Here is a 21,338-nt window from a genome sequence, read left to right as displayed (position 1 = left end):
CCCGGCCCTGGGCGTAAAAATGGTCCAGACCATTCAAGTTGTCAATACCTCTGGCACGACACCCCGGAGAAGCAGGCCTCAGGGCCTGTCGTTCGGACCAGGTCCTAGTCGTCCTGGAGCCGTTCCGCCGCGTAGCCCGACACCACGCCCACCACCAGGACCGCGTTCGACATGAGGATGCCCTCGGCCTCCAGGTCCTGCCACTGGAGCACCATGTTCAGCGCCTGCGCGGCGATTCCGACCGTGAAGACCGCCAGCGTGTGCTGCGGCTTCGAGTCGCGGAACGGTTCGCGGTGGGACCGGCCCGCCGCCCAGGTGGCCAGCGCGATGCAGACCGCGTTGGGGAGGTGGATCAGCATGAGTCTGCCGTTGAAGGTCTCCAGGTTCGTCGAGGTCGCCAGGTGATCGTTGACCAGCGTGGTCTGGAGATACTCCGTCACGAGCAGCACGACGATGCCGGCTGCCCAGGCGCGTGCGAGCGCGAACACCGCCGCTCCGCGTCCCTCGTCCCGTGGGGTCGACGCCCCCGGGTAGCCGTACCTGGTCATGGCAAACCGCCTCCGTAGTGCTCGTGTTCATCGGGTCCGGAGGCGGGAACCTGAATCCCGCCCTCTCAGACCACCGTGAGAAGAAAAACCGCCGCGAAGCCGGCCGCCGCCAGCCCGCAGCCCGCCACCAGGACCCCGTACTGGAGCACCGGCGACCAGTTGCCTCGGCCCGCGACCGTCGCGGTGCGTTCCGGGTCGGCCGGGTCGTACGCGACCGTCACCGGGTCGCCCACCCGTACCGACCGGCTCGCCAGATCCTCGAATTCGATCTGGCGCCCGTCCGGCGTGCGGAACGCGAAGAAGTGCTGCCGCGCGTCCGAGCGGTTGTACGGCTCCTGCTCGATCCGTACGCACGTGCCTTCCGCCCGAATACCCGATCGCAGCGCCCGATTCACGCCCGAAAGGCGACGCGCGTAGTGCGTGGCCAACCAGCCGAAAAGCAGAATCATGCCGCCGAAGAAAAGGTAATCGCCGCCCGGAACATCCATCGTGGACCGCCTATTCGACCGTGATCGAGTCGATGATCTTCTTCAGATCGCCTTTGCCGAGCTTTCCCTTGACCGCGTCGATCCGCACCGCGTACGTCCGCTCGTCCGCGTCGAGGCCCGCGACGATCACGCCGGCGACCCGGGTGCCCGCCTTGGGGTCGAGCGTCCCGCCCGGGGTCCCCGCCCCGGAGCCAGCGCCCGAGTCCTTCTGGGTGAACTCGAAGTTGACCTGGCGGGCCTCTTCGTCGCCGTCCGGGCCGGAGACCGTGATCTCCTCCTGCTTCCCGAGCGTCGAGCCGAGCGCGACCCCCGCCTCGGCGCCGATCGCCGCCTCCTCCACCGAGTCGGCGTCCGTGAAGTCGAGCTGCACCGTGATCATGCCGATGGTCCCGCTCTCGTCTTCGAGCGTCGCCGCGGCCACGTTGTACTTGCTGCGCTCACTCGCGCCCTGCACCTCGAAGGCGGGCGGGTGCGCCACCGTGACCGCCGGCGTCTTGAGCGTGCCCCAGCCCTCGGGCACCGTGCCGCTGCTCGCCTCCGAGCCGCACCCCGCCGTGAGCAGGAGGGTCGCGAGCGCGGCGGTCGCGGCGGTCGCGGTCGCGTAACCCGTGCGCCCGGCCGTCCCGGGGGTCCTGTCTCTCGTTGCCGTCTTCATCGCGTTCTTCGCGTTCCTGCCGGTCATGGCTCTCATGGCGAGTGTGCTCCTGTCCCCGAGATCAGTTCGCACAGTAGCTGTACGGGACGTAGCTGCGGTTGTTCCCCTGTGGCGCACCCAGGAAGTGCGCGTCGTTGAGGCTCTCCTCCTTCTTCTCGGTGGAGACCGAGAAGCCGAAGCTCAGCCCCAGGTTCAGCTCGAACCCGTACTCAGCGGCCTCCGTCTGGCCGGTGTACGTGTTCTTGCTGGAGAGGCCCTCGTCGAAGAGGAGCTGGCCGAACGGGTCGTCCGCGCCCGGTCGCTTCGTCGGCGCGTGGTCGTCAAACATGTAGGCGAACGGCGCCCCGTTGTCGCCGGTGCCGTCGAGCCACTCCTGGGCTATCGCGCGCTGCTTGGCACCCTCGGCACCCGGCTTGAGGACGATGGAGTTGGTGACGACCTCGATACCGGTCTCGTTCTCGGTGCCCTTGCCACTGCCGCTGCCGCCGCGCTTGTCGCCGTCCTTCTTGCCGTTGTCGCCGCCGACCGTGACGCCGTCCTTCGTCGCGCCCTTCTCGACGGTGCGGGTCATGTCGATACGCAGCAGCTCACCGGTGGTCTTGTCGTGGCTGACGGTGATGGTGCCGGTCTGTGTGTTGGTCGCGCTCGACTCGCCGCTGATGGGCCCGGCCTCGTAGCCGACCTTGCCCGTGTACTCGATGGCGGCGCTGTACGTGTACGACTTGAGGTTCCGGTAGTTGTTGTCCGTCCACGTCACCTCGGGCGAGAACTTGAAGCTGCCGCCGAGCGTCGCGCCGAGCTTCTTCTCGTCGCCCGCCGAGAGCTTCATACCGCCGGCCGCGCTGGCCTCCAGGCCCACCTTGCCGTAACTGATGTGCCGGTTGCCGAGCTTCTCGTCGATGCGCTTGCGGAGCTGCTCCTCCTCGTACATCGGGCCGCTGTCGAACAGGTACGCGATGGCGTTGCCGAGCCCGCCGCCACGGGAGTTGGCGTGCCGGTTGGCCAGCTCGTACGTCTTCAGGTCCTCGATGTCGTCGCGGAACTTCGCCGCGTCCTCCTCGCTGTCGAAGACCCAGGTGTCCCCGTTGGTCACCTTGATCCCGGCACCGAGCTCCACCTTGTCCGAACCGAACTTCCCGACCTTGGCGCCCGGTTTCCAGTCCTTCTTGGCGGCGATGGACGCGGCGTCGGTGAAGGTCATCATCACCTGCTGGTCCTTGTCGTCGACCTTGCCGTCCTTGTTCACGTCGTTCTTGGACTGGAAGGTCTGCTGCTGGAAGCCGTACTCCTCGCCCCACTCGATGAACAGCAACTTGCCCTTGGCGCCCGCCTTGTCGCTGATCGAGGAGATCTGGCAGAGCGGCGGCTCGTAGTCGGCGTCCGTCTTCGGCGCGGCCTGGCTCGGCTTCCCGTTGCCGGGGGTGCACGGCCCGAACGTGACCAGGCACTTGAGCTGTTCGGCGATGGTCCCGTCAACTCCGGTGCCCACCATCGCTCCCGCGACGGCCGCCACGACCACGACCATGCCCACGTACTCGGTGGCCGAGGTGCCGCGGTCGCCCCGTGGTCGTCCCCGTACCTGATCCCGTCTCATCCGACCGTCCCCCTCGGTGGCCGTACACCTTCGTGTGTACGAATCGATTCGGAGCGTACGGAGGGGCCGGCGCCCGTGGCGTGGGTCCGTGGACCCAACCCGGACCCCAAGCCGGACCCAAACCACTCCAGTTGTCTGGTGGGCGCTTCTCGGGTCGGCTAGTTTCGAGCTCAAATGAAACATGGGTTAACGCCTGACTGCTTCGCCCGATTTTGGTGGTGCGTACGGTGGGAGCGCCGTACCACTGGCATAGGTGAGGTGTTCTCTGCGTCCTAAGTCGTGGATAAAGTGCCTACCGAACACCGACCAGCAGTCCGCAGCAGAAGAGAGAACCGCGGCCGCCGGAACTCCGACGGCCGAGCTGAACGGGGAACCAGGTGTCAACCGCCATAGCCGTCACCAGTCATGACCTGGTGCTGCCGCCCACCGACCAGCAGACGCCCCCCGCGGCCCTGCTGCAGGCGCCCGATGCCCAGCCCCTGGAGGCCGCGCTCGCGGACATGCAGGTTCTGGTGGAGCAGCACGGCTACGTCGTCGCCGTCTACCCGGCGTCCATCTCCGTGGCGCACGAACAGCGGCTGCACACGGTCCGTTCGGTCCTGGAGAGCGACCGGATCTCCCTGCTCAAGCTGGACCTTCCGCCGCTCGGACTCGCCGTACTCGTGCGGCAGTTGCGGCAGTTGTCCATCTGTGACTTCAGCGCCGGCGTCGTCGCGTCGGCCGCGCGGCTGCTCTCCCACTACATCCACGCCGGCGCTCTCCTCAACTCGGTCACCAAGCTCGACCGGGTCCCTGTCAGCCTCAAGTCGCACGCCAAGTCCTGGGTGCCGGGCTCCCAGTTCGGTGTCCTGGCCAATCCCGATCCCCAGTTGATCAAGATCGGCAACGGTGAACTCACCGGGCCCGAATTCGGCACCCAACTGCTGGTGGCGAAGGGACAATTGCAATCGGACTGGGTGACCGCGACGCTCGCACCCGCCTGGCGGGTACAGGGAGTACAGGAGATGTCACTCCTCTCGGATTCTCCGCGCTGGTGGGGGACGTCCAAGATGATCGAATTCGCCGCGTTCCTGCCGGATATCTCCGTTCTTTACCAGCTCGTTTCATCCGTACGTCGAGAGGTGTGTTCCTGGTGCGGTCTCGAACTGATAGGTGATCGCTGCGGATTCTGTTCGGCTCCACTGCCAACGACCGAGAACCAAAGAGACGGCTCAGGTGTCCTGAACCAAGGGACACAAACGCGCCAAGGGTCGTAACCCGCCGCCAGGCGGTCCCCGCGAACCAGGGCCGGGCCACTCCCGGCGCGTGCTGAAACCGCTCTCATCGTGTCCCTGTCCACCCAGCCAGTCCCCGTCCCACGTCTTCGAACGAGGTTGTCCCGCTCATGAATTCACGGCAACGCCGCGGCATCATTCTTCTTCTCCTGTCGGTCCTCTGCGCCTTCGGCGCCTTCGCCGGTGTGCTCTCGGTGATCAGCGACGTGAATTCGAAGGTCGGCCCCGAGGTGCCCGCGTACCGGCTGAAGGCGGACGTCGCTCCGTACACGGCGCTGGAAGAGGGGCAGTTCGAGAAGATAGAGATGCCCAAGCGCTGGCTGTCCGACAACGCGGTCACCGACCTCTCGGTCCTCTCCGGCAAGATCGCGGTCACCCAGCTCAAGAAGGGGTCGCTGCTCCAGGACGACATGATGGTCAAGCGGCCCGCTCTCGCCAACGACGAGCAGGAGATCGCGATCATGATCGACGCCGCGACCGGCGTCGCGGGCAAGATCAACGCGGGTGACCTCGTCAACATCTTCGCCACCTTCGACGCCCAGGAACAGGACGGCAGCGCGGAGTCCCGGATCATCGTGCCCAACGCCAAGGTGATCGACGTCGGTTCGCTGACGCCGCTGGAGCCCAAGGAGGACGACCGGGGCAGCAACACCGGACCGCGGTCGGCCGTCCCGATCACCTTCGCCCTCAAGACCAAGGACGCCCAGCGCGTCGCCTACGCCGAGTCCTTCGCACAGCACGTACGCCTCGCCCTGCTTCCCGACGACAGCCCCACCACGCTGCGTCCCGGGGAGAGCACCTACACCCTCGAAGGGGACAAGTGAGGGACGAATGACGACCAGAATCCTCCCGGTCGTCGGTGACGCCGACGCCGCCCGATCCATCACCACCCTGCTCAGCCAGCTCCCTGACGCGGAGCCGGCCGCGCCGGTCGGTGACTCGACCTCGCTGATCGACACCCTGGCCAGGCTGGCCGCGGAGTCCATCGACGAACTGCCGGAAGTGGTTCTGGTACATGAGCGGATCGGTCCCGTCCCAGCCCTGGAGCTGATTCGGGAGGTGGCCCTCCGCTTCCCGGCGGTCGGGGTCATTCTGGTCACCGCCGACGCGAGCCCCGGCCTCTACTCGGCCGCGATGGATTCGGGCGCGCGAGGACTGGTCGGACTCCCGCTCAGTTACGAGGAACTCGCCCAGCGCGTCCAGGCCGCCGCCGCCTGGTCCGTGGGCGTACGGCGCCATCTCGGCCACGGCGGCGACGTGTTCACCGGCCCCGGTGGCACCGTCGTCACCGTGAGCGGCGCGAAGGGCGGCGTCGGTACGACGGTGGCCGCCGTCCAACTCGCCCTCGCCGCCAAGGCGTCGGGCATGACGGTGGCGCTCGCCGACCTGGACCTCCAGGCCGGCGACGTCGCCTCCTACCTGGACGTGCAGTTCCGCCGCTCGATCGTGGACCTCGCCACCATCCAGGACATCTCGCCCCGCGTGCTCCAGGACGCGGTCTTCACCCACCACACCGGCATCGGGCTGCTGCTCGCGCCGGGGGAGGGGGAGCGGGGCGAGGAGATCAACGACCGCTCGGTGCGCCAGATCGTCAGCGCGCTGCGCAACCGCTACGAGGTCGTGATCATCGACTGCGGCACGCAGACGACGAGCGCCAACGCGGCGGCGATCGAGATGGCCGACACTACCCTGCTGCTGACCACGCCGGACGTGGTGGCGGTACGGGCGGCCAAACGCATGGTCAGGCTCTGGGACCGGCTCCAGATCCGCAAGGCGGAGGAGACCACGATCGTGGTCAACCGCTATATGCGCAACACCGAGATCCAGCCCCCGCTCATCGAGAAGATCACCAGCACCAAGGTGTCACGGATGGTCATCCCGGCGAACTTCAAGGAACTGCACGCGGTGGTCGACGCGGGCAGGATGCAGGACCTGGAGGCCAGGTCGACGGTGAAACAGGCCCTCTGGGGGCTCGCGGGCGAGCTGGGGCTGGTGAAAACTCCCGAAGGCGCGGAGAAACAGGGGAAGTTCAAGGGAGACCGGGGCTCGGTCGGTGTCCGCCGCGGACGATCGAAGTCGTGACGGGGGACTGACGGGGATGACGGCGACGGGGACTACGGGGACTACGGGGATGACCAGAGGGATGAGAAGGCCGAGGGGGCACGTTGAGCCATGAGAAATCCACAGATACGGGCAACTGAGCGCGGCAGAGCGGCGGTCAGGGCGCGCCTGCGCGGCGACAGCGGCCAGGCCGCGGTCGAGTTCACCGGCATGATGCCGATCATCCTGATCACCGCCGTCCTGCTCTGGCAGGCCGCGCTGGTCGGCTACACCTTCTCGCTCGCGGGCAACGCGGCGGACGAGGCGGTGCGCGCCGGGACGGCGGCCGACCCGGGCACGGGCCAGCAGGCCTGCGAGGAAGCCGGCGAGAAGCACCTGCCGGACGCCTGGTCCGCGCAGATCATGTGCAATCCCGACGGAGACCTCTACAAGGCGCGGGTCGATCTCGACGTACCGCTGCTCTTCCCAGGCTCGGTCAGTCTCCCGATCACCATTCCGGGCCGGTCCGCCGCCGTGAAGGAGAGCTGAGATGCCCAAGCGACACCTCCTGCGGAAGACCGGCAACGAGACCGGGGAGAAGGGCCAGGCCGCGATCGAGTTCGCCGGCCTCGTCACCCTCATGATCTTCGTCGGCCTCGCCGCCGTACAACTCGGCCTCGTCGCCTACGCCGTACAGCAGGCGGGCACGGCCTCGCGCGCCTCGGCCCGCGCCGCCTCCACGCTCGACACCGACTACGCCCAGGTCGGCCGGGACTCCATGAGCGACTGGCTGGCCGAGGACGCCACCTTTGAGCGGAAGCCGGCCCTCGGCGACGAGGTCAAGATCACCGCCCGGGTCCCCGTCCCGGCGATACTGCCGGTCTTCGACTTCGGGGACGCGGAGAGGACCGCCACCATGCCACTGGACTGACCGCGGCGGCAGCACACACGCACCACCCGAGCATCACACCAGCATGATCTGGGAGTTGAGGACATGAGCCTGAGGGCACGCATCAACAGCCCTGAGCCCTCGAACGGGCTCAGCGAGGAGAGCCTGCTCGTCGGCGTGTACCGGGGCAAGCTCCTCGAAGAGATCGACCTCGCGGAGATGTCCTCGCTGGCCGCGGCCGAACGCCGCGCCAGGCTCGAACGCGTCCTCGGCCACATCATCAGCCGCGAGGGCCCCGTCCTCTCCTCCGGCGAGCGCTCCCAGTTGATCCGCCGCGTCGTCGACGAGGCCCTCGGCCTCGGCATCCTGGAACCCCTGCTCGAAGACGCCTCCATCAGCGAGATCATGGTCAACGGCCACGAGCAGGTCTTCGTGGAGCGCAGCGGCCGGCTGGAGATGCTGCCGATGCGGTTCACCTCCAACGAACAGCTCATGCAGACCATCGAACGCATCGTCTCCACCGTCAACCGCCGTGTGGACGAGGCGAATCCGATGGTCGACGCGCGACTGCCGTCCGGCGAGCGTGTCAACGTCATCATCCCGCCGCTCTCGCTGAGCGGGCCCATTCTCACGATCCGGCGCTTCCCCCGGGCCTTCACCCTCCAGGAGATGATCGGCCTCGGCTCGCTCGACGAGCAGATGATGATCCTGCTGTCCGGGCTGGTCCGCGCGAAGTTCAACGTGATCGTCTCCGGCGCCACCGGCACCGGCAAGACCACGCTCCTCAACGCCCTGTCGGGTCTTATCCCGGACGGCGAACGCATCGTCACCATCGAGGACTCCGCCGAACTCCAGCTCCAGCAGCAGCATGTGATCACGCTGGAGACCCGGCCCGCCAACGTGGAGGGCAAGGGCCAGGTCACCATTCGTGACCTCGTACGCAACTCCCTGCGTATGCGCCCCGACCGCATCATCGTCGGTGAGGTCCGTGGCGGTGAGACGCTCGACATGCTCCAGGCGATGTCCACCGGTCACGACGGCTCACTCGCCACCGTCCACGCCAACAGCGCCGAGGACGCGCTGATGCGACTCCAGACCCTGGCGTCCATGTCGGAGGTCGAGATCCCCTTCGTGGCGATCAAGGACCAGATCAACAGCGCCGTCGATGTGATCGTCCAGCTGACCAGGCACGCCGACGGTTCCCGCCGGATCACCGAGATCGCCATCGTCGACTCCCACGGCCGTGAGGAGTACCGGATCGTCTCGGTCTGCCGCTACCTCGCGCAGCCCATGGCGGCCGACGGACGCATCCACGGCCACTTCGAGTACTACCCCCTGCCCCGGCGGATCGCGGAACGCCTCTACATGCGCAGCGAACCGCTTCCCCCCGCCTTCGGCGTCGCCGAGTCCGAGGAGCAGCTCGCGCTCCGGAAGTCGGCCGCCTGACCGCGGGCCCGCCCACCGGCCCCCACAACCGTCCCTGCCCGCCGCTCACCCAGAAGGTCCCCGCACGACATGGATAATCTCCCGCTCCTGACGATAGGCATCACGCTGCTGACGTGTGTGCTCGGCGTCATCGGCGTGCACGTCTACTCGGCGGGCAAGGCCCAGCGACAGGTGCTCGTCGACCGGATGTCCCAGACGGGCCAGATGACGGCGGCCGGCGGTCGGCGACGGCGGTTCACCGGGCTCGACCGAAAGCTGCGCGACACCGGCATCGGCAGGCGCATCGAGCGCAAGCTCGCCGTGACCGGCCTTGATCTGACACCGGGTGAGTACTTCATCTACGTGCTCGCCGGGCTGCTCGGTCTCTACTTCATCATCGGCGCCATCTTCGCGCCGTTCTTCGGTGTGCTGGCCGCGCTCGTCGGCGTATGGGGCGGCAACGCGTTCCTCAACTGGCAGCGGGTCAAGCGGACCGAGGCCTTCATCAACCAGCTGCCCGAGCTGACCCGCGTACTGGCCAACGCCACCCAGGCGGGCCTCGCGATGCGTACGGCCCTGGTCATGGCCGCCGAGGAGCTGGACAACCCGGCCGGCGAGGAACTGCGCAAGGTGGCCGACCAACTGGCCGTCGGGCACTCCCTGGACGACGCGCTCGGCGAGCTGGCGGAACGGCTGCCCTCGCGTGAACTCGTCGTGCTCGTCACCACGTTGATCCTCTCCAGCCGCGCCGGTGGCCAGGTCGTCAGCTCGCTGCGCAACCTCACCGAGACGCTGGAGGAGCGCAAGGAGACCCGGCGAGAGGTCAAGACGATGCTCTCCCAGATCCAGGTCACCGCGCTCGCCGTCCCGATGCTCGGTCTCGGCTTCCTGCTGATGATCAACGCCACCACCCCCGGCGCGCTGGACAAGATGACCGGTTCGGCGCTCGGACAGATCGGCACCGTCGTCGCGTTCGGTCTCTACGGCGTCGGCTTCTTCTTCATCCGCCGCATGTCCCGCATCCAGGTCTGAGAAAGGAGGGCACGCACACCATGGAACTTCTGCTTTCGGCCCTCATGGGGCTCGCCGTCTACGGCGTCTTCCACGGCGTACGGCTCTACCGCGCCGACGCCAAACTCCCCAGCGACCTGGCGATCGCGCTGGAGGTCGGCGCCACCCGCACCACCGCCGTCGGCTCCGGCATCGACCGGATGGGCATGCGCTACGCCCCGTCCGTACTGCGGATGATGGGCCCCAAGCGGGTCGACGCCCTGCGCCGCCGCCTCGACATGGCGGGCAACCCCGGCGGTATGACCGTCGACCGGTACGCCGCCCGCCGGGCCGTCTACGGCGCCCTCGGCGCGATGGCCGCGCTGTCGCTGATCGTGCGCGGCCAGACGGTCATCGCGGTCGTCGCCTTCGCGTACGGCATGCTCTGGACGGACGTCATCATCCGCAGCGCCATCCGCAGGCGCCGCTCGGACATCGAGCGCACACTGCCGGACTTCCTCGACGTCCTCGCGGTCGTGGTCTCCGCGGGCCTCGGCTTCCGGCAGGCCCTGGAGCGGGTCGCGGAGAAGTACAAGGGTCCGTGGTCGGACGAACTACGCATCACCCTGCGCCAGATGGACATGGGCGTCAGCCGCCGCGAGGCGTTCGACCAGCTCCGCAAGCGCAACGCGTCCGAGCAGGTGTCGATGTTCGTCACCGCGCTCCAGCAGGGCGAGGAGCTGGGTGCCCCGATCGTCGACACCCTGATCCAGATCGCCAACGACATGCGCCGCACCGATGCGCAGAACGCCCGGCGCAGCGCGGCACAAGCGGTACCGAAGACCACCCTCGTCGTCACCATGGTGATGCTTCCGGCGACCATGATTCTTATCGTGCTCAGCTTCTACTACGGTTCCGGCGTGGACTTCGGCGAGATTCTCTCCGGAGGCTGAGGCACCAGTTGAACGCGTCCACCCGAAACCCAGGCACCCGAGCGGGAGGTGACCCCCGATGGCCCCACGGACCACGACTCTGACCGGCGGAATCCACAGCGAGATCCCGGGTACGGCGACCACGCCGAACCACATTCCCTCGCTGCCGATCCAGGTCAACGCCCTTCAGGCGCTGTGCCGTCAGACGTTCGGCTTCCGGATGGCGATGATCGTCCTGGCCGCGCCGTTCGCCCTCGAACGCACGGCGCCGGGATTCGCCACCTGGCTCGTGGGCTCCTCGGTGCTCGTCACCTTCATGGTGTCGTACATCCTGCTGCGGGACTGGGAACGCTTCGGGCCGATCCTGCTGCGGCACCCGTCGCTGCTCGCGGTCGACACACTGTTCGGCGCGCTGCTGCTGGCCACCGCGTCCCCGGACTCGACCCTCGCCTACGTCACCATCTGTACGCCGCTGCTCGCCGGGCTGGTCTACGGCTGGCGTGGCGCCGCGCTCTTCGCGGTGCTCCAGTCCCTGATCGTGGGAGGTGCCTACGCCGTCAACACCGAGGTGGAGGTGGTCTTCAACGCCCTTCTGCTGCCCGGTCTCTGCATCGTCGCCGGTGCGATCGGCAGCACGCTGCGCAATCTGATGCTCGGCTTCGGCACCGCCAGCCAGGCGCTCACCGAGGCCCGCGCCCGGCTCGCCGTCACCGGCGCGGTCGAGGAGGAACGGGCCAGGCTCGCCCGGGAGATGCACGACTCGGTGGCCAAGACCCTGCACGGTCTCGCCATGGCCGCCGACGGTCTCGCCAGCACGGCCGACCGGATGGACCCGCTCACGGTCAAGCACCAGGCGGAACTCGTCGCGCGCTCGGCCCGCCGCGCCGCCGCCGAGTCCCGCGAACTCCTCTCCGACCTGCGCCGGGAGTCCGGTCTGGACGGCGGGGTCGACGTGGCCGCCGAACTCCGTTCACGCACCGAGGACTTCAGCCGGCGTCATGGCCTCCAGGCGTCCTTCCGCGAGCTCGGCGAAAGCGGTATGCCGCCCATTCCGCAGGCCGTGGCCCGGCACGCGCTGACCATCGCCACGGAGGCGATGGAGAACGCGCAGCGGCACGCGCACCCCACGTACGTCGACGTATCGGCGGGGGTGGTGCGCGACGTGCTGCGGATCAGCGTGTACGACGACGGCAAGGGCCTGCCCGAGGGCACCTCGCTCGAAGACCTCAGACGCGCGGGCCACTTCGGCCTCGTCGGCATGGTGGAACGCGCGGCGTCGATCGGGGCCCGGATCCGGATCGGCAGAGGCCGGGCGGCGAAGGGCACGGAAGTACGACTGGAACTCTCGCTCGACGCTCTGGGCCTGTCCCGGAACGTGACTCCGCAGCAACCCGCACCACTGCTCAACTGATCCAGGAGCACCCGACCGCACCGTCAACCCAACCACCGTTCCCACCCATGGAGAGGAGGCCGCAGCCATGCCGGACGATTTCTCACGGAGTTCCGGGCAGCACTGGACGCAGCAGTCGCACGTATCGCAGCACTCGTCCTCGCACGCCACCCCGCTCAGCTCGGAGCACACCGCCGGAGTCCCCGCGTCAGCACCGCCGGCGGCATCCGAAGGATTCCCCGCCCTGCCAGGTCCGATGCCCACCGCGCCCCCACTGCGTGTCGTGGTCGCGGACGACAACCCGGTCGTACGCGCGGGGCTGACCGTCCTGCTGTCGGGCCGTGACGACATCGAGGTCGCCGCGGAGGCCGCCGACGGCCGTCAGGCGTATGAACAGACGGTCCAACACCACCCGGACGTCGTCCTGTTGGACGTCCGTATGCCGGGTGTCGACGGGATCTCCGCGCTGCCGCATCTGGTGCGGCTCGCGCCGGTGCTGATGATGACGTACAGCCGCGAGAGCGAGATCGTCCATGAGGCGCTGCGGCTGGGCGCGGGCGGCTATCTCGTCCACGGTGAGTTCACCGCCGACCAACTGGTCGCCGCCGTACGGGACATCAAGCAGGGCCGGGCCCACTTCACGCACTCCGCGTCCAGCGCGCTGCTGGCGAGTGTGCGGGGTGCGGGCGGCGCGGACCCGGGTGCGGGCGCGCTTCCCGAGGGGCTCGGTACGGCGTTCACCGGCCCCGGCTACCAGCCCGCGCAGCCGGGCCATTCATCTGCGAACGCACACGCGGGCCAGGGCCATCCGCCGTACGTTTCTCCCCCAAATCGCCAAGTAACACCCGGTGATCGGGAGTTGAACCCGCAACAATTTGCTCCTGGGTCTTCGCTTTCGCAAGCGAATGTGGCACATTCTTCTCAGGGGCACGCGATGCCGGGGATGCCGGGCACGGCCGGGGCCGCCGGTTCGCCGGACGGCCTCTACTCGGAGCTGAGCCAGCGGGAGGTGGAGATCATGGACCTGATCGCGTCGGGAATGACCAACCAGCAGATCGCCTCCGCCTGCTTCATCAGCCAGAAGACCGTCAAGAACCACATCAACCGCATCTTCGCCAAACTGAACGCCGGCAGCCGGGGCGAGGCCATCGCGTTCTGGCACGGAGCACGAGGGGGGTCGGCCGGTCGTGGCTGAGCGTGCTGAGGGCCTTGAGGGCCGGGAAATCGAGAATTCGAACGGGCGCGACTCCCGCGAGGCGGGGCAGGCCGCTCCCATATACATCACGATGGTGGCGGCGCTGCTTTTCCTCGCGCTCGCGTTCTTCGCGGTCGGCCAGGCGGGCGCCACCCGTAACGGCGCCCAGTCCGCAGCCGATGCGGCGGCACTCGCGGCGGCCCAGGAATCACGGGACCAGTTCCGGCTCGACCTCCTGGGGAATCTTCTTCAGCCCGGCTATCTGGACGACATCTTCAACGGCAACCCCCTGGGCACCTACAACGGCTGCGTCGCGGCCGGCCGCTTCGCCGAGGAGAACGACGCGGACGTGGATGTGCCCGCGGGCGGCTGCGGCTGGACGGGTGACGGCAGGTGGGGCTTCACGGTCCATGTCGCCACCAAGGAGACGATGGGCGACAGTGTGCTGGGGGACGAGGCCGACGAGAAGGCCAGGGCCCACGCCACGGCGGTCGTCGAACCCCGGTGCAGCTTCAAGCCGGCGGAAGAAGACGAAGGCTCCGACGAGGGATCCGAGGAGCCCGATGAGGGAGACGAGGGAGATGAGGGCGAAGAAGAGCCTGTCTCCCCGGGTGAACTCGACTGTGATGGTAAGGGTCTTGTGACCATCGACCCGAAGAACCCCGTGCTGCCTGACATGTCTGTTCTGTTCTCCGTCCGACTGGCCGAGGACTGACCGCGAGTGAACGCAAAGGATCATTTACTGATGAATATCCGGCATGGAATGAAGGCCCGTAGGGTGGCGGGCTGCGCCCTCGCGGCCGTGGCGCTGACCGTGTCTCTGACGGCGTGCGGCAGTGGCGACGACGGCTCGAAGGACGACGGCGCCTCGTCGTCGGCCCCGAGCGGGGACAAGTCGAAGGACGACGGCGGCAACACGGTGCCGGACACCAGCCAGACCCTTGCGACCATCAACGGGTCCAACGGATTCCAGGTGGTGATCAACACGGCCGCCCGCGACGACGGCGGATTCCTGACGGTCTCGGGGACCATCAAGAACACCAACGGCGACAGCACCCAGGTGCCGCTCCAGTGGAACGGCCAGGAGAACCAGGTCAAGCGCACCGGCCGGTCCCTCGCCGGGATCACGCTGGTCGACAAGACGGAGAAGAAGCGCTACTACGTCCTGCGGGACACCGACGGCTACCCGCTGACCACGACGGGCATCACCCGTCTGGACGGCAACGCCACCGAGAACTTCTTCGCCCAGTTCCCGGCGCCGCCCGACGGCACGTCAGAGGTCGACATCCAGGTTCCGCTGATGCCCAACGCGACGATTGAGATCTCCTGATGCGTGCCACCACGGCGCGCACGCGCCGGGCCTGTGTGCGGCCGGCGGCGACGGCCATCGCCGCCGCGGTCCTCTTCACCAGTGTTCAGTTCACCATGGCGGCGAGCGCGTCGGCCGACGAGTCGCCGAGCACCCCGCCCGGCACGGAGTCGACGCTGCCGCCGCCCGAGGTCGACGGCGACAACCCGGGGCTGAAGCTCCGGGACGGTGCCACTCTCGCCCCGGCGCGGGTGCTGCCGATCATCTCCGTCGTCGAGTCCGAGGGCGGTGAGGAGCGCCGCGAGGACACCAGCGAGACGGTGAAGTTCGCGCTCCAGTCCGAGGTGCTCTTCGGTAAGGACAGCGCGAAGCTCTCCAGCGCCGCGAACGACCGTATCGCCGCCGTGGCGGCGGAGATCGAGAAGCAGGGCGCCCAGAAGGTCCGCGTCTTCGGCTTCACGGACAACCTGGGCTCGTCGGCCCACGGCGACGTCCTCTCCAAGGAGCGCGCACAGGCGGTGCACGGAGTCCTGGAGAAGGAACTGTCCGCCGCCGGCATCACGTACGAGATCCGGGGCTACGGCGAGCAGTACCCGATCGCGGACAACGGCAGCGAAGAAGGACGCAAGAAGAACCGCCGCGTGGAGATCTCCTTCCCGCGCGGCGACGCGGACAGCTCCCAGAACTGATCCGCCGGTTCGGTCACTGGGCCTCCCGGCCGGTGTCGTACGCGCACGTGGCGTACGGCACCGGCCGGTTTTCTGTCCCCCGGGCCCAATTCGCGGGTTGGGCCCGGGGTTGGGCCTTGGGGCCCATGCCCGTAGGAGCGTGCCGCCGTATGTTTCTCATGTCGCCAGCGAGACCGGCCAGGAGGAAGCCGGAAGCGCGGGAGACACCAAGGATTCGTAACTGTCGGCCGGTCGTCGGCCGGCCTACACACAGGGGGAAAATCTCATGTCGAACGTCACGCTGAAGGCCGCCACCAACGCCAAGCTCTACGTCGGCACCTGGGCGAACACCGCCGTCTCCGCGATGAAGCGCCGGAGCGACAAGGGTCAGGGCGCGGTCGAGTACGTGGGTGTCATCGTCCTCGTCGCGCTGATCATCGCCGCGATTGTCGGCTCCGGTGTCGCGGACGAGATCGCCGGCGGTCTGTCGGACAAGGTCGGCGAGATCCTCGGCGGCTGATCCACCGGACTCGCAGCGAGCAGGGCAGGCCGCATTCATTCCCGCCAGGATGGTGCCGGACCTGCCCTTCTCGCTTCCACGGGCCAGGGGTCTGTACGGCAGACCCCAGTTGACCCCCCACCTCTGCCCCGTCCGCCTGTACGCCAGGCGGCCGGGGCAGTGCCCTGTCCGCGCGCCGGCCTGTCCGTCCGCCGCTCCCGTCCGCTGCCCGGTTCGGGCGCCGGGGTGCCCGGTTGCCCCGGAACTGAGCCCGTTATTGGGCCCTCGGGCCCATGACCCGGCCCGAGTTGGCGCCGTAGCGTCGTGTGTATGTTGCCATCGGGGGTAGTACGTCGGATTCGTCATGTCCGACGTCGGGCGCGGCAGTCCCTGCCGCGTACCGACGTCCGGCTGCTGGGCGCTCTGCGCAGATCTTCACAGCGCGGGCAGGGAGCGATCGAGTACGTGGGCCTGATCGTCGTCGTGGCGGCGATCGTGGGGGCGCTGGTCGGTACGGGGGTCGGGCCGGCGCTGGCCGACGGGATCAGCACACAGGTCTGCAAGATCACCGGCGGGGGTGACTGCGGTGGCGGCAGCGACACGGTCGCGGAGGACGACGAGGGCGGTGACGACCTCCCGCCCGGTGGCACGGACGACCCCGCCGCCGATTCCGGCGGCGGTGACGGCAACGGCGACAAGTCGCAGGCGGAGCTCGACTACGACGCCGCGCTGAAGGAACTCCAGGACGCGCAGGCGGCGGAGAAGAGCGACAGCGACAAGGCGAAGGAAGCCGCGAAGGAACTCGCGAAGATCCTCGCCGACGAACTGGGCATCACGGACGCTCTGGACTGCATCACCAAGGGCGACATGGGCGCCTGCACGGAAACCCTGATCAACGTGCTGCTCAGCATTGTCGGCGGTGCGGTGGGCAAGCTGGCCGCGAAGTACGGCGCTCCATGGAAGTGGAAGAAGGCCGTCGAGCTGGTCAAGAAGCTCAAGAAGCACGGCGGGGATCTGTACGACGGCCTCAAGGGCCTGATCAAGAACCGCAAACGCGTCGACGACGCCGAGGACAGACTCGCCGACGCGAAGAAGAAGCTCGACCAGGAGAAGAAGGACAAACCCGACGGCGACAAACCGGAGGACAAGCCGGAGTCCTGCGCCGTCAAGCACAGCTTCCTGCCCGGCACTCCCGTGCTGCTCGCCGACGGCCGCCGGATGGCGATCGACAAGGTCCGGGCCGGCATGCGCGTCGTCGCCACCGACCCCGAGAGCGGTCGTACGCGGGCCCGCGCCGTCGAACGCACCATCACCACGTACGACGACAAGGACTTCACGCGCCTCACGGTCCTCACGGACTCCGGCACCGAGGTTCTGACGGCGACCGATACGCACCCCTTCTGGCTGACGGACCGGGGTCGCTGGGCGGACGCCGGGGACATCGCGCCCGGGGACGACCTCCGTACGCCCGCGGGTACGTCGGTGCAGGTCACGGCCGTCGACCGCTACACCAAGCGGCAGACCACGCACGACCTCACCATCAACGGCATCCACACGTACTATGTCGTCACCGGTGACACACCGGTCCTGGTGCACAACAACGACTGGTGCACCGACGAGGAGCGGCTCGAAGACGCGGGCGACATCGCCAAGGGGCACGCGGACAACAAGCACGCGAAGGACTTCCCGGGTGTCTCGGCGGAGGATCTCGGCAAGCTCGCCACCGACGTCATGAAGAATCCCTCGCGGACCAAGCCCCTCGGCAGCGGCCGGAAGGCGTACCTCGGCAAGGACGGCACGACGATCGTGATTCATGACCCGACGCATCCGGACGGCGGAACCATCTTCCGCCGGGACCCGACGACGCTGGACGACTACTGGGAGGAACTCGACTGATGGCGGAAAGCGACGTGGCGGCGAGCGCCCTGCTCGCCGACGACGAGACCGCGCTGCTGCGGCGGGCCCTCCTGGAATGGGGAGGTCCCGCCCGGTGCGGCGACCAACTCGCCGTCGGCATGGGGTTCGAGAGCGAGCGCGACCTGCTCGACCAGTGTTCCCGGCTGCGGCGCGCGCTCGCCGACGATGTGCCGCTCGCCCCGGTCGACTGGGCGCGGATTCTGCTGGCCGTCGAGATCGTGTTCGTCAGCGACCTGGTCGGTACGGGCTTCGAATGGCCGACGACCACCGGGCGCAGTGACGAGACGACGATCAGGTCGCTCCGGTCCATCCAGCGGAAGCTCGGAAAAACGGTCAGGCCCTACTACGGCGGGACCCCGAGCGACGCGGGAAACGAGTGAACGTCAGCGGTCGGAGCAGGCCGGCAGAGCCGGCAGAGAGCGAGATGGGAAACAGATGAGGACGCGCACCGCAGGTACGGCACGGCGGACCGGCACGGTCGCCGCACTGGCCGCGCTCGTGCTGGGGGTCACCACTGCCTGCGGCGGCGACGCCGCCGACGAGAGGAAGCCGGACGCCTCCGCCAGTGGCACGGCGGAGGCGAGGGACCCGAAGGACCCCGGACAGGTCTCGGAGCCGCCGGCCCTGGAGGACCAGCCGAAGACCGTCAATCCCGAGGTGAAGGGCGTCGGCGCTGGTGGCGGCAAGGAGCTGACCAAGGCCGAGCTGGACGCCGCCGTGCTGGCCACCGGCGATGTGCCGACGTTCAAGTCCGGCCCGATGGACGGGCCGCCTGAGCAGGGCGAGAGCGCCGACAAGCCGGACTGTGCACCGCTCACCGCGATGATCAACGGCAAGCCCGAGCCCGAGCCGTCGGCGGTCATCTACCGTCAGCTCGTCGGCGCGAAGACCGGCCGGCCCGCCATCTCCGAATTCCTCGCCACCCACGGGACACAGGACGCCACCACTCTCTTCAACCGGCTCAGCGGGGCGGTCAAGAACTGCGAGGACGGCTTCAAGGGAACCGGCGCGGGCAGCACGTCGACGTACGCGGCGGTGAAGCGGCTCGACGTCCCCAGGGCGGGCGACGACACTCTCGCGTACCAGGTGACGGGCGAGTTCGAGGGCGATCCGGTGCCGATGGTGTTCCAGGTCGTACGCGTGGGCGGCACGGTCGCGACCTTCTACACCGCGAACTTCGAGGGCACCACGACCCCGGAGATACCGTCGATCCTGCTCGCCACCCAGGCGGTGAAGCTCAAGTAGCCCGCCGGCGAGGGGCCTTGGGGATCAGGCGCCGGACAGGCTCTGGGCGTGCACGCTCAGCCGCACGCCCGGACGCAGGCCCCACCGCTCCATCGCCCCGGCCTCGGCCTCCAGCACATGCCGGGCCCGCAGCCGGGGCAGCGGCATCCGGCCGGGCTTCACGGTATGGACGTGGACGACCTTCAACTCCTTGTCCAGATAGGCCACATCGATCGTGAAGCCCATCCGGAACGTGTGCACGCTGCCGCACGGCGTGATCAGCAGCGCCCCGTCGAGCCCGGTCCGCCCCAGCAGCCCGCGCCGCCGCGCGTTGTACGAGGCGGCGATCTCCAGCGCGACCGGCTCGTCCCGGCCCTCGATCGTCAGACTTCCCTTGCCGTTCTGCCATTTCCCCATGGCGCTAGACCATACGACCCCCCGTCCCGCTTTCCCGCTGCGGAGCCCAATTCCCGGCCTTCTCATGGCGGATATGGGTCCTGGGACCTATGACCCGCCACGCGGTTCGCTCTAAGGTCGACCATGTGCACGCCATGCTGATCGTTGTCTCTGTCCTCTGGGGCGCAGCCGCCGGGCTGCTTCTTCCGCGCGCCGCGTACCGGCTCTCCGTCGAGCCCGAGGAGGCGTACCGCGACAGCTGCGAGGCGGGGCACCCGATCATCGGGCCCGTCAAGGGCTGGCTCGGCAGGGCCGGTTGTGCGACCTGCGCGGCGGCGGGCGGCGTGGTCATGGCAGCGGGCGCGGGCGGGCGTACGGACTCAGGGGCCGCCGCGTCCCCGGGGCGTGCGGAGGCCGGCGAGGCCGCGCTTCCCCGCACGGACGAGTCCGCCCCCGCACCGGGCGAGGCGTCCCCGGAGACCGACGCCGACGACGCGGAGACCAGCACCGCCCCGGCACCCGTCCTGCGCGGCGCGCGCTACGTCCCCTCCGTCTACGTCACCGTCATCACCGCCCTCGTCTGCGGCGCCCTCGCCGCCGCCACCGGGCCCCGCCCCGAACTCGCCGTCTGGCTGCTGCTCGCACCCTTCGCCGTACTGCTCGCGCTCGTCGACCGCAACGTGCACCGCCTCCCCGACCAGTTGACGCTGCCGCTCGCGCTGGCCGCCGCCGTGCTGCTCGGGATCGCCGCGCTCCTCCCGGCGGACGGCGGCTCCTGGCCGACCGCGCTCCTGGGCGGACTCGCCCTCGGCGCCTGCTACTTCGTCCTCTTCCTGATCAACCCGAACGGCATGGGCTTCGGCGACGTCAAGCTCGCGCTCTCGCTGGGTGTCGTACTCGGCTGGCACGGCTGGGCGGTGCTGTTCGTCGGTGCGTTCGCGGGATTCCTGTTCGGGTCGCTGTACGGGCTCGGGCTGATGCTCCTGCGCCGGGCGAACCGTAAGTCCGCGATCCCCTTCGGACCGTTCATGATCACCGGGGCGCTGCTCGGCCTGGTGCTCGGCGCTCTCGCCGTCTGAGCCGGCCCGGACCCCGGTGAAATGCGTTCGCGGTCCGCACAGGGCCCCTGGGAGCATCCCCGCATGTCTTCCTTCGATGACCTGATCGCCGAGGCCGGCGCCGTCTCCGTCGACGGCTGGGACTTCTCCTGGCTCGACGGGCGGGCGACGGAGGAGCGGCCCCCGTGGGGCTACGCCCGTGCCATGGCCGAGCGGATGGCGCGCGCCACCGCCGCCCTCGACATCCAGACCGGCGGCGGTGAAGTCCTCGCCTCCGTACCGACGTTGCCGCCGCTGACCGTGGCCACCGAGGGCTGGCCGCCGAACGTGGCCCGCGCCACCGCGCTCCTGCACCCGCGCGGTGCGGTCGTCGTCAGTGACCGGGACGAGCCGCCGCTGCCCTTCGCGGACGCGGCCTTCGATCTGGTCGTCAGCCGGCACCCGGTGAAGGCGTGGTGGACCGAGATCGCCCGCGTCCTGCGGCCCGGCGGCACGTACTTCTCCCAGGAGGTCGGCCCGGCCAGCGTCTTCGAACTGGTCGAGTACTTCCTCGGGCCGCAGCCCGATGGCCGCACGGCGCGCGACCCCGAACGGGCCAGGGCGGCGGCCGAGGCCGCCGGGCTCGACGTGGTGGATCTGCGGACGGCGGCACTGCGCACCGAGTTCCACGACATCGGCGCGGTCGTCTACTTCCTGCGCAAGGTGATCTGGCTGGTGCCCGGTTTCACCGTCGACCGGTACCGCGATCAACTCGCCGCCCTGCACCGCCGTATCGAGACCGAGGGCCCCTTCGTGGCCACCACGACACGCTTCCTGATCGAGGCGGTCAAGCCCGCCTGACGGAGCC

The 21,338-nt window shown here is 68.8% G+C and carries 24 protein-coding genes; 19 read left to right on the top strand and 5 right to left on the bottom strand.

Features of this window, described 5'->3' with window-relative positions; genetic code table 11:
• Window positions 1–104: 104 nt before the first annotated feature.
• The 4 genes from OIE74_RS13215 to OIE74_RS13200 form a co-directional block, all read right to left on the bottom strand.
• Window positions 105–548, bottom strand: coding sequence for a hypothetical protein (locus OIE74_RS13215; protein ID WP_329382370.1), 444 nt, complete (start codon window positions 546–548; stop codon window positions 105–107).
• Between the two features lie 65 nt (window positions 549–613).
• Window positions 614–1,036 (bottom strand): DUF3592 domain-containing protein, encoded by a 423-nt coding sequence (locus tag OIE74_RS13210; RefSeq protein WP_329382368.1) that lies wholly within the window; start codon window positions 1,034–1,036, stop codon window positions 614–616.
• Window positions 1,037–1,046: 10 nt separating this feature from the next.
• A complete protein-coding gene (locus tag OIE74_RS13205; RefSeq protein ID WP_329382366.1) occupies window positions 1,047–1,727 on the bottom strand; it encodes a hypothetical protein in 681 nt (226 codons plus the stop codon).
• A gap of 25 nt (window positions 1,728–1,752) precedes the next feature.
• Window positions 1,753–3,285, bottom strand: coding sequence for a hypothetical protein (locus OIE74_RS13200; RefSeq protein WP_329382364.1), 1,533 nt, complete (start codon window positions 3,283–3,285; stop codon window positions 1,753–1,755).
• 377 nt (window positions 3,286–3,662) lie between these two features.
• On the opposite strand from OIE74_RS13200, the gene OIE74_RS13195 reads away from it, so the two are divergent.
• From OIE74_RS13195 to OIE74_RS13115, 17 genes are all read left to right on the top strand, one after another.
• The gene (locus OIE74_RS13195) at window positions 3,663–4,541 is read left to right on the top strand and encodes a hypothetical protein (protein ID WP_329382362.1); all 879 of its coding nucleotides are present in this window, start codon (window positions 3,663–3,665) and stop codon (window positions 4,539–4,541) included.
• A 128-nt stretch (window positions 4,542–4,669) separates the two neighbouring features.
• Window positions 4,670–5,383, top strand: coding sequence for a Flp pilus assembly protein CpaB (gene cpaB / locus OIE74_RS13190; RefSeq protein ID WP_329382360.1), 714 nt, complete (start codon window positions 4,670–4,672; stop codon window positions 5,381–5,383).
• A gap of 7 nt (window positions 5,384–5,390) precedes the next feature.
• Entirely contained in the window at window positions 5,391–6,641 is a 1,251-nt protein-coding gene (locus OIE74_RS13185) for an AAA family ATPase (protein WP_329382358.1), read from the top strand.
• A gap of 90 nt (window positions 6,642–6,731) precedes the next feature.
• Window positions 6,732–7,148, top strand: coding sequence for a TadE/TadG family type IV pilus assembly protein (locus OIE74_RS13180; protein ID WP_329382356.1), 417 nt, complete (start codon window positions 6,732–6,734; stop codon window positions 7,146–7,148).
• 1 nt (window position 7,149) lies between these two features.
• Window positions 7,150–7,530 carry a TadE family protein gene (locus OIE74_RS13175; protein ID WP_329382354.1) on the top strand — a complete coding sequence of 127 codons (381 nt, stop codon included), beginning with the start codon at window positions 7,150–7,152 and terminating at the stop codon, window positions 7,528–7,530.
• A gap of 63 nt (window positions 7,531–7,593) precedes the next feature.
• Window positions 7,594–8,934: a CpaF family protein gene (locus OIE74_RS13170; protein ID WP_329382353.1), complete on the top strand. Its 1,341-nt coding sequence runs from the start codon at window positions 7,594–7,596 to the stop codon at window positions 8,932–8,934.
• 69 nt (window positions 8,935–9,003) lie between these two features.
• Window positions 9,004–9,945, top strand: a complete 942-nt coding sequence (locus tag OIE74_RS13165; protein ID WP_329382351.1) for a type II secretion system F family protein — start codon at window positions 9,004–9,006, stop codon at window positions 9,943–9,945.
• Window positions 9,946–9,965: 20 nt separating this feature from the next.
• Window positions 9,966–10,856: a DUF5936 domain-containing protein gene (locus OIE74_RS13160; RefSeq protein ID WP_329382349.1), complete on the top strand. Its 891-nt coding sequence runs from the start codon at window positions 9,966–9,968 to the stop codon at window positions 10,854–10,856.
• A 58-nt stretch (window positions 10,857–10,914) separates the two neighbouring features.
• Window positions 10,915–12,246, top strand: coding sequence for a sensor histidine kinase (locus tag OIE74_RS13155; protein ID WP_329382347.1), 1,332 nt, complete (start codon window positions 10,915–10,917; stop codon window positions 12,244–12,246).
• Between the two features lie 67 nt (window positions 12,247–12,313).
• Window positions 12,314–13,420, top strand: a complete 1,107-nt coding sequence (locus tag OIE74_RS13150) for a response regulator transcription factor (RefSeq protein WP_329382345.1) — start codon at window positions 12,314–12,316, stop codon at window positions 13,418–13,420.
• Window positions 13,413–14,135 (top strand): pilus assembly protein TadG-related protein, encoded by a 723-nt coding sequence (locus tag OIE74_RS13145; protein WP_329382343.1) that lies wholly within the window; start codon window positions 13,413–13,415, stop codon window positions 14,133–14,135. The genes OIE74_RS13150 and OIE74_RS13145 overlap by 8 nt, the downstream gene beginning before the upstream one ends.
• 30 nt (window positions 14,136–14,165) lie before the next feature.
• Window positions 14,166–14,750 carry a hypothetical protein gene (locus OIE74_RS13140; protein WP_329382341.1) on the top strand — a complete coding sequence of 195 codons (585 nt, stop codon included), beginning with the start codon at window positions 14,166–14,168 and terminating at the stop codon, window positions 14,748–14,750.
• Complete coding sequence (locus tag OIE74_RS13135) at window positions 14,750–15,418, top strand: OmpA family protein (RefSeq protein ID WP_384199447.1); 669 nt, start codon at window positions 14,750–14,752, stop codon at window positions 15,416–15,418. The genes OIE74_RS13140 and OIE74_RS13135 overlap by 1 nt, the downstream gene beginning before the upstream one ends.
• 265 nt (window positions 15,419–15,683) lie before the next feature.
• A complete protein-coding gene (locus OIE74_RS13130; protein WP_329382339.1) occupies window positions 15,684–15,917 on the top strand; it encodes a hypothetical protein in 234 nt (77 codons plus the stop codon).
• A gap of 444 nt (window positions 15,918–16,361) precedes the next feature.
• On the top strand, window positions 16,362–17,792 hold the full coding sequence (locus tag OIE74_RS13125) for a polymorphic toxin-type HINT domain-containing protein (protein ID WP_329382336.1): 1,431 nt from the start codon (window positions 16,362–16,364) through the stop codon (window positions 17,790–17,792).
• Window positions 17,792–18,193, top strand: a complete 402-nt coding sequence (locus tag OIE74_RS13120) for a hypothetical protein (RefSeq protein WP_329382333.1) — start codon at window positions 17,792–17,794, stop codon at window positions 18,191–18,193. The genes OIE74_RS13125 and OIE74_RS13120 overlap by 1 nt, the downstream gene beginning before the upstream one ends.
• Before the next feature lie 55 nt (window positions 18,194–18,248).
• Window positions 18,249–19,058, top strand: coding sequence for a hypothetical protein (locus tag OIE74_RS13115; RefSeq protein ID WP_329382331.1), 810 nt, complete (start codon window positions 18,249–18,251; stop codon window positions 19,056–19,058).
• A 24-nt stretch (window positions 19,059–19,082) separates the two neighbouring features.
• On the opposite strand, the gene OIE74_RS13110 is transcribed toward OIE74_RS13115, so the two are convergent.
• Window positions 19,083–19,454 (bottom strand): DUF192 domain-containing protein, encoded by a 372-nt coding sequence (locus tag OIE74_RS13110; protein WP_329382329.1) that lies wholly within the window; start codon window positions 19,452–19,454, stop codon window positions 19,083–19,085.
• A gap of 125 nt (window positions 19,455–19,579) precedes the next feature.
• Here OIE74_RS13110 and OIE74_RS13105 point away from each other — a divergent pair, with 125 nt between their 5' ends.
• A complete protein-coding gene (locus OIE74_RS13105; protein WP_329382327.1) occupies window positions 19,580–20,512 on the top strand; it encodes an A24 family peptidase in 933 nt (310 codons plus the stop codon).
• Between the two features lie 63 nt (window positions 20,513–20,575).
• Window positions 20,576–21,331, top strand: a complete 756-nt coding sequence (locus tag OIE74_RS13100; RefSeq protein ID WP_329382324.1) for a class I SAM-dependent methyltransferase — start codon at window positions 20,576–20,578, stop codon at window positions 21,329–21,331.
• Window positions 21,332–21,338: the final 7 nt, after the last annotated feature.

The organism is Streptomyces sp. NBC_01716 (assembly GCF_036248275.1).
Lineage (GTDB): Bacteria > Actinomycetota > Actinomycetes > Streptomycetales > Streptomycetaceae > Streptomyces.
The sequence above is the reverse complement of the archived record's forward strand: the minus strand, read 5'-3'. Positions and strand labels throughout refer to the sequence as shown.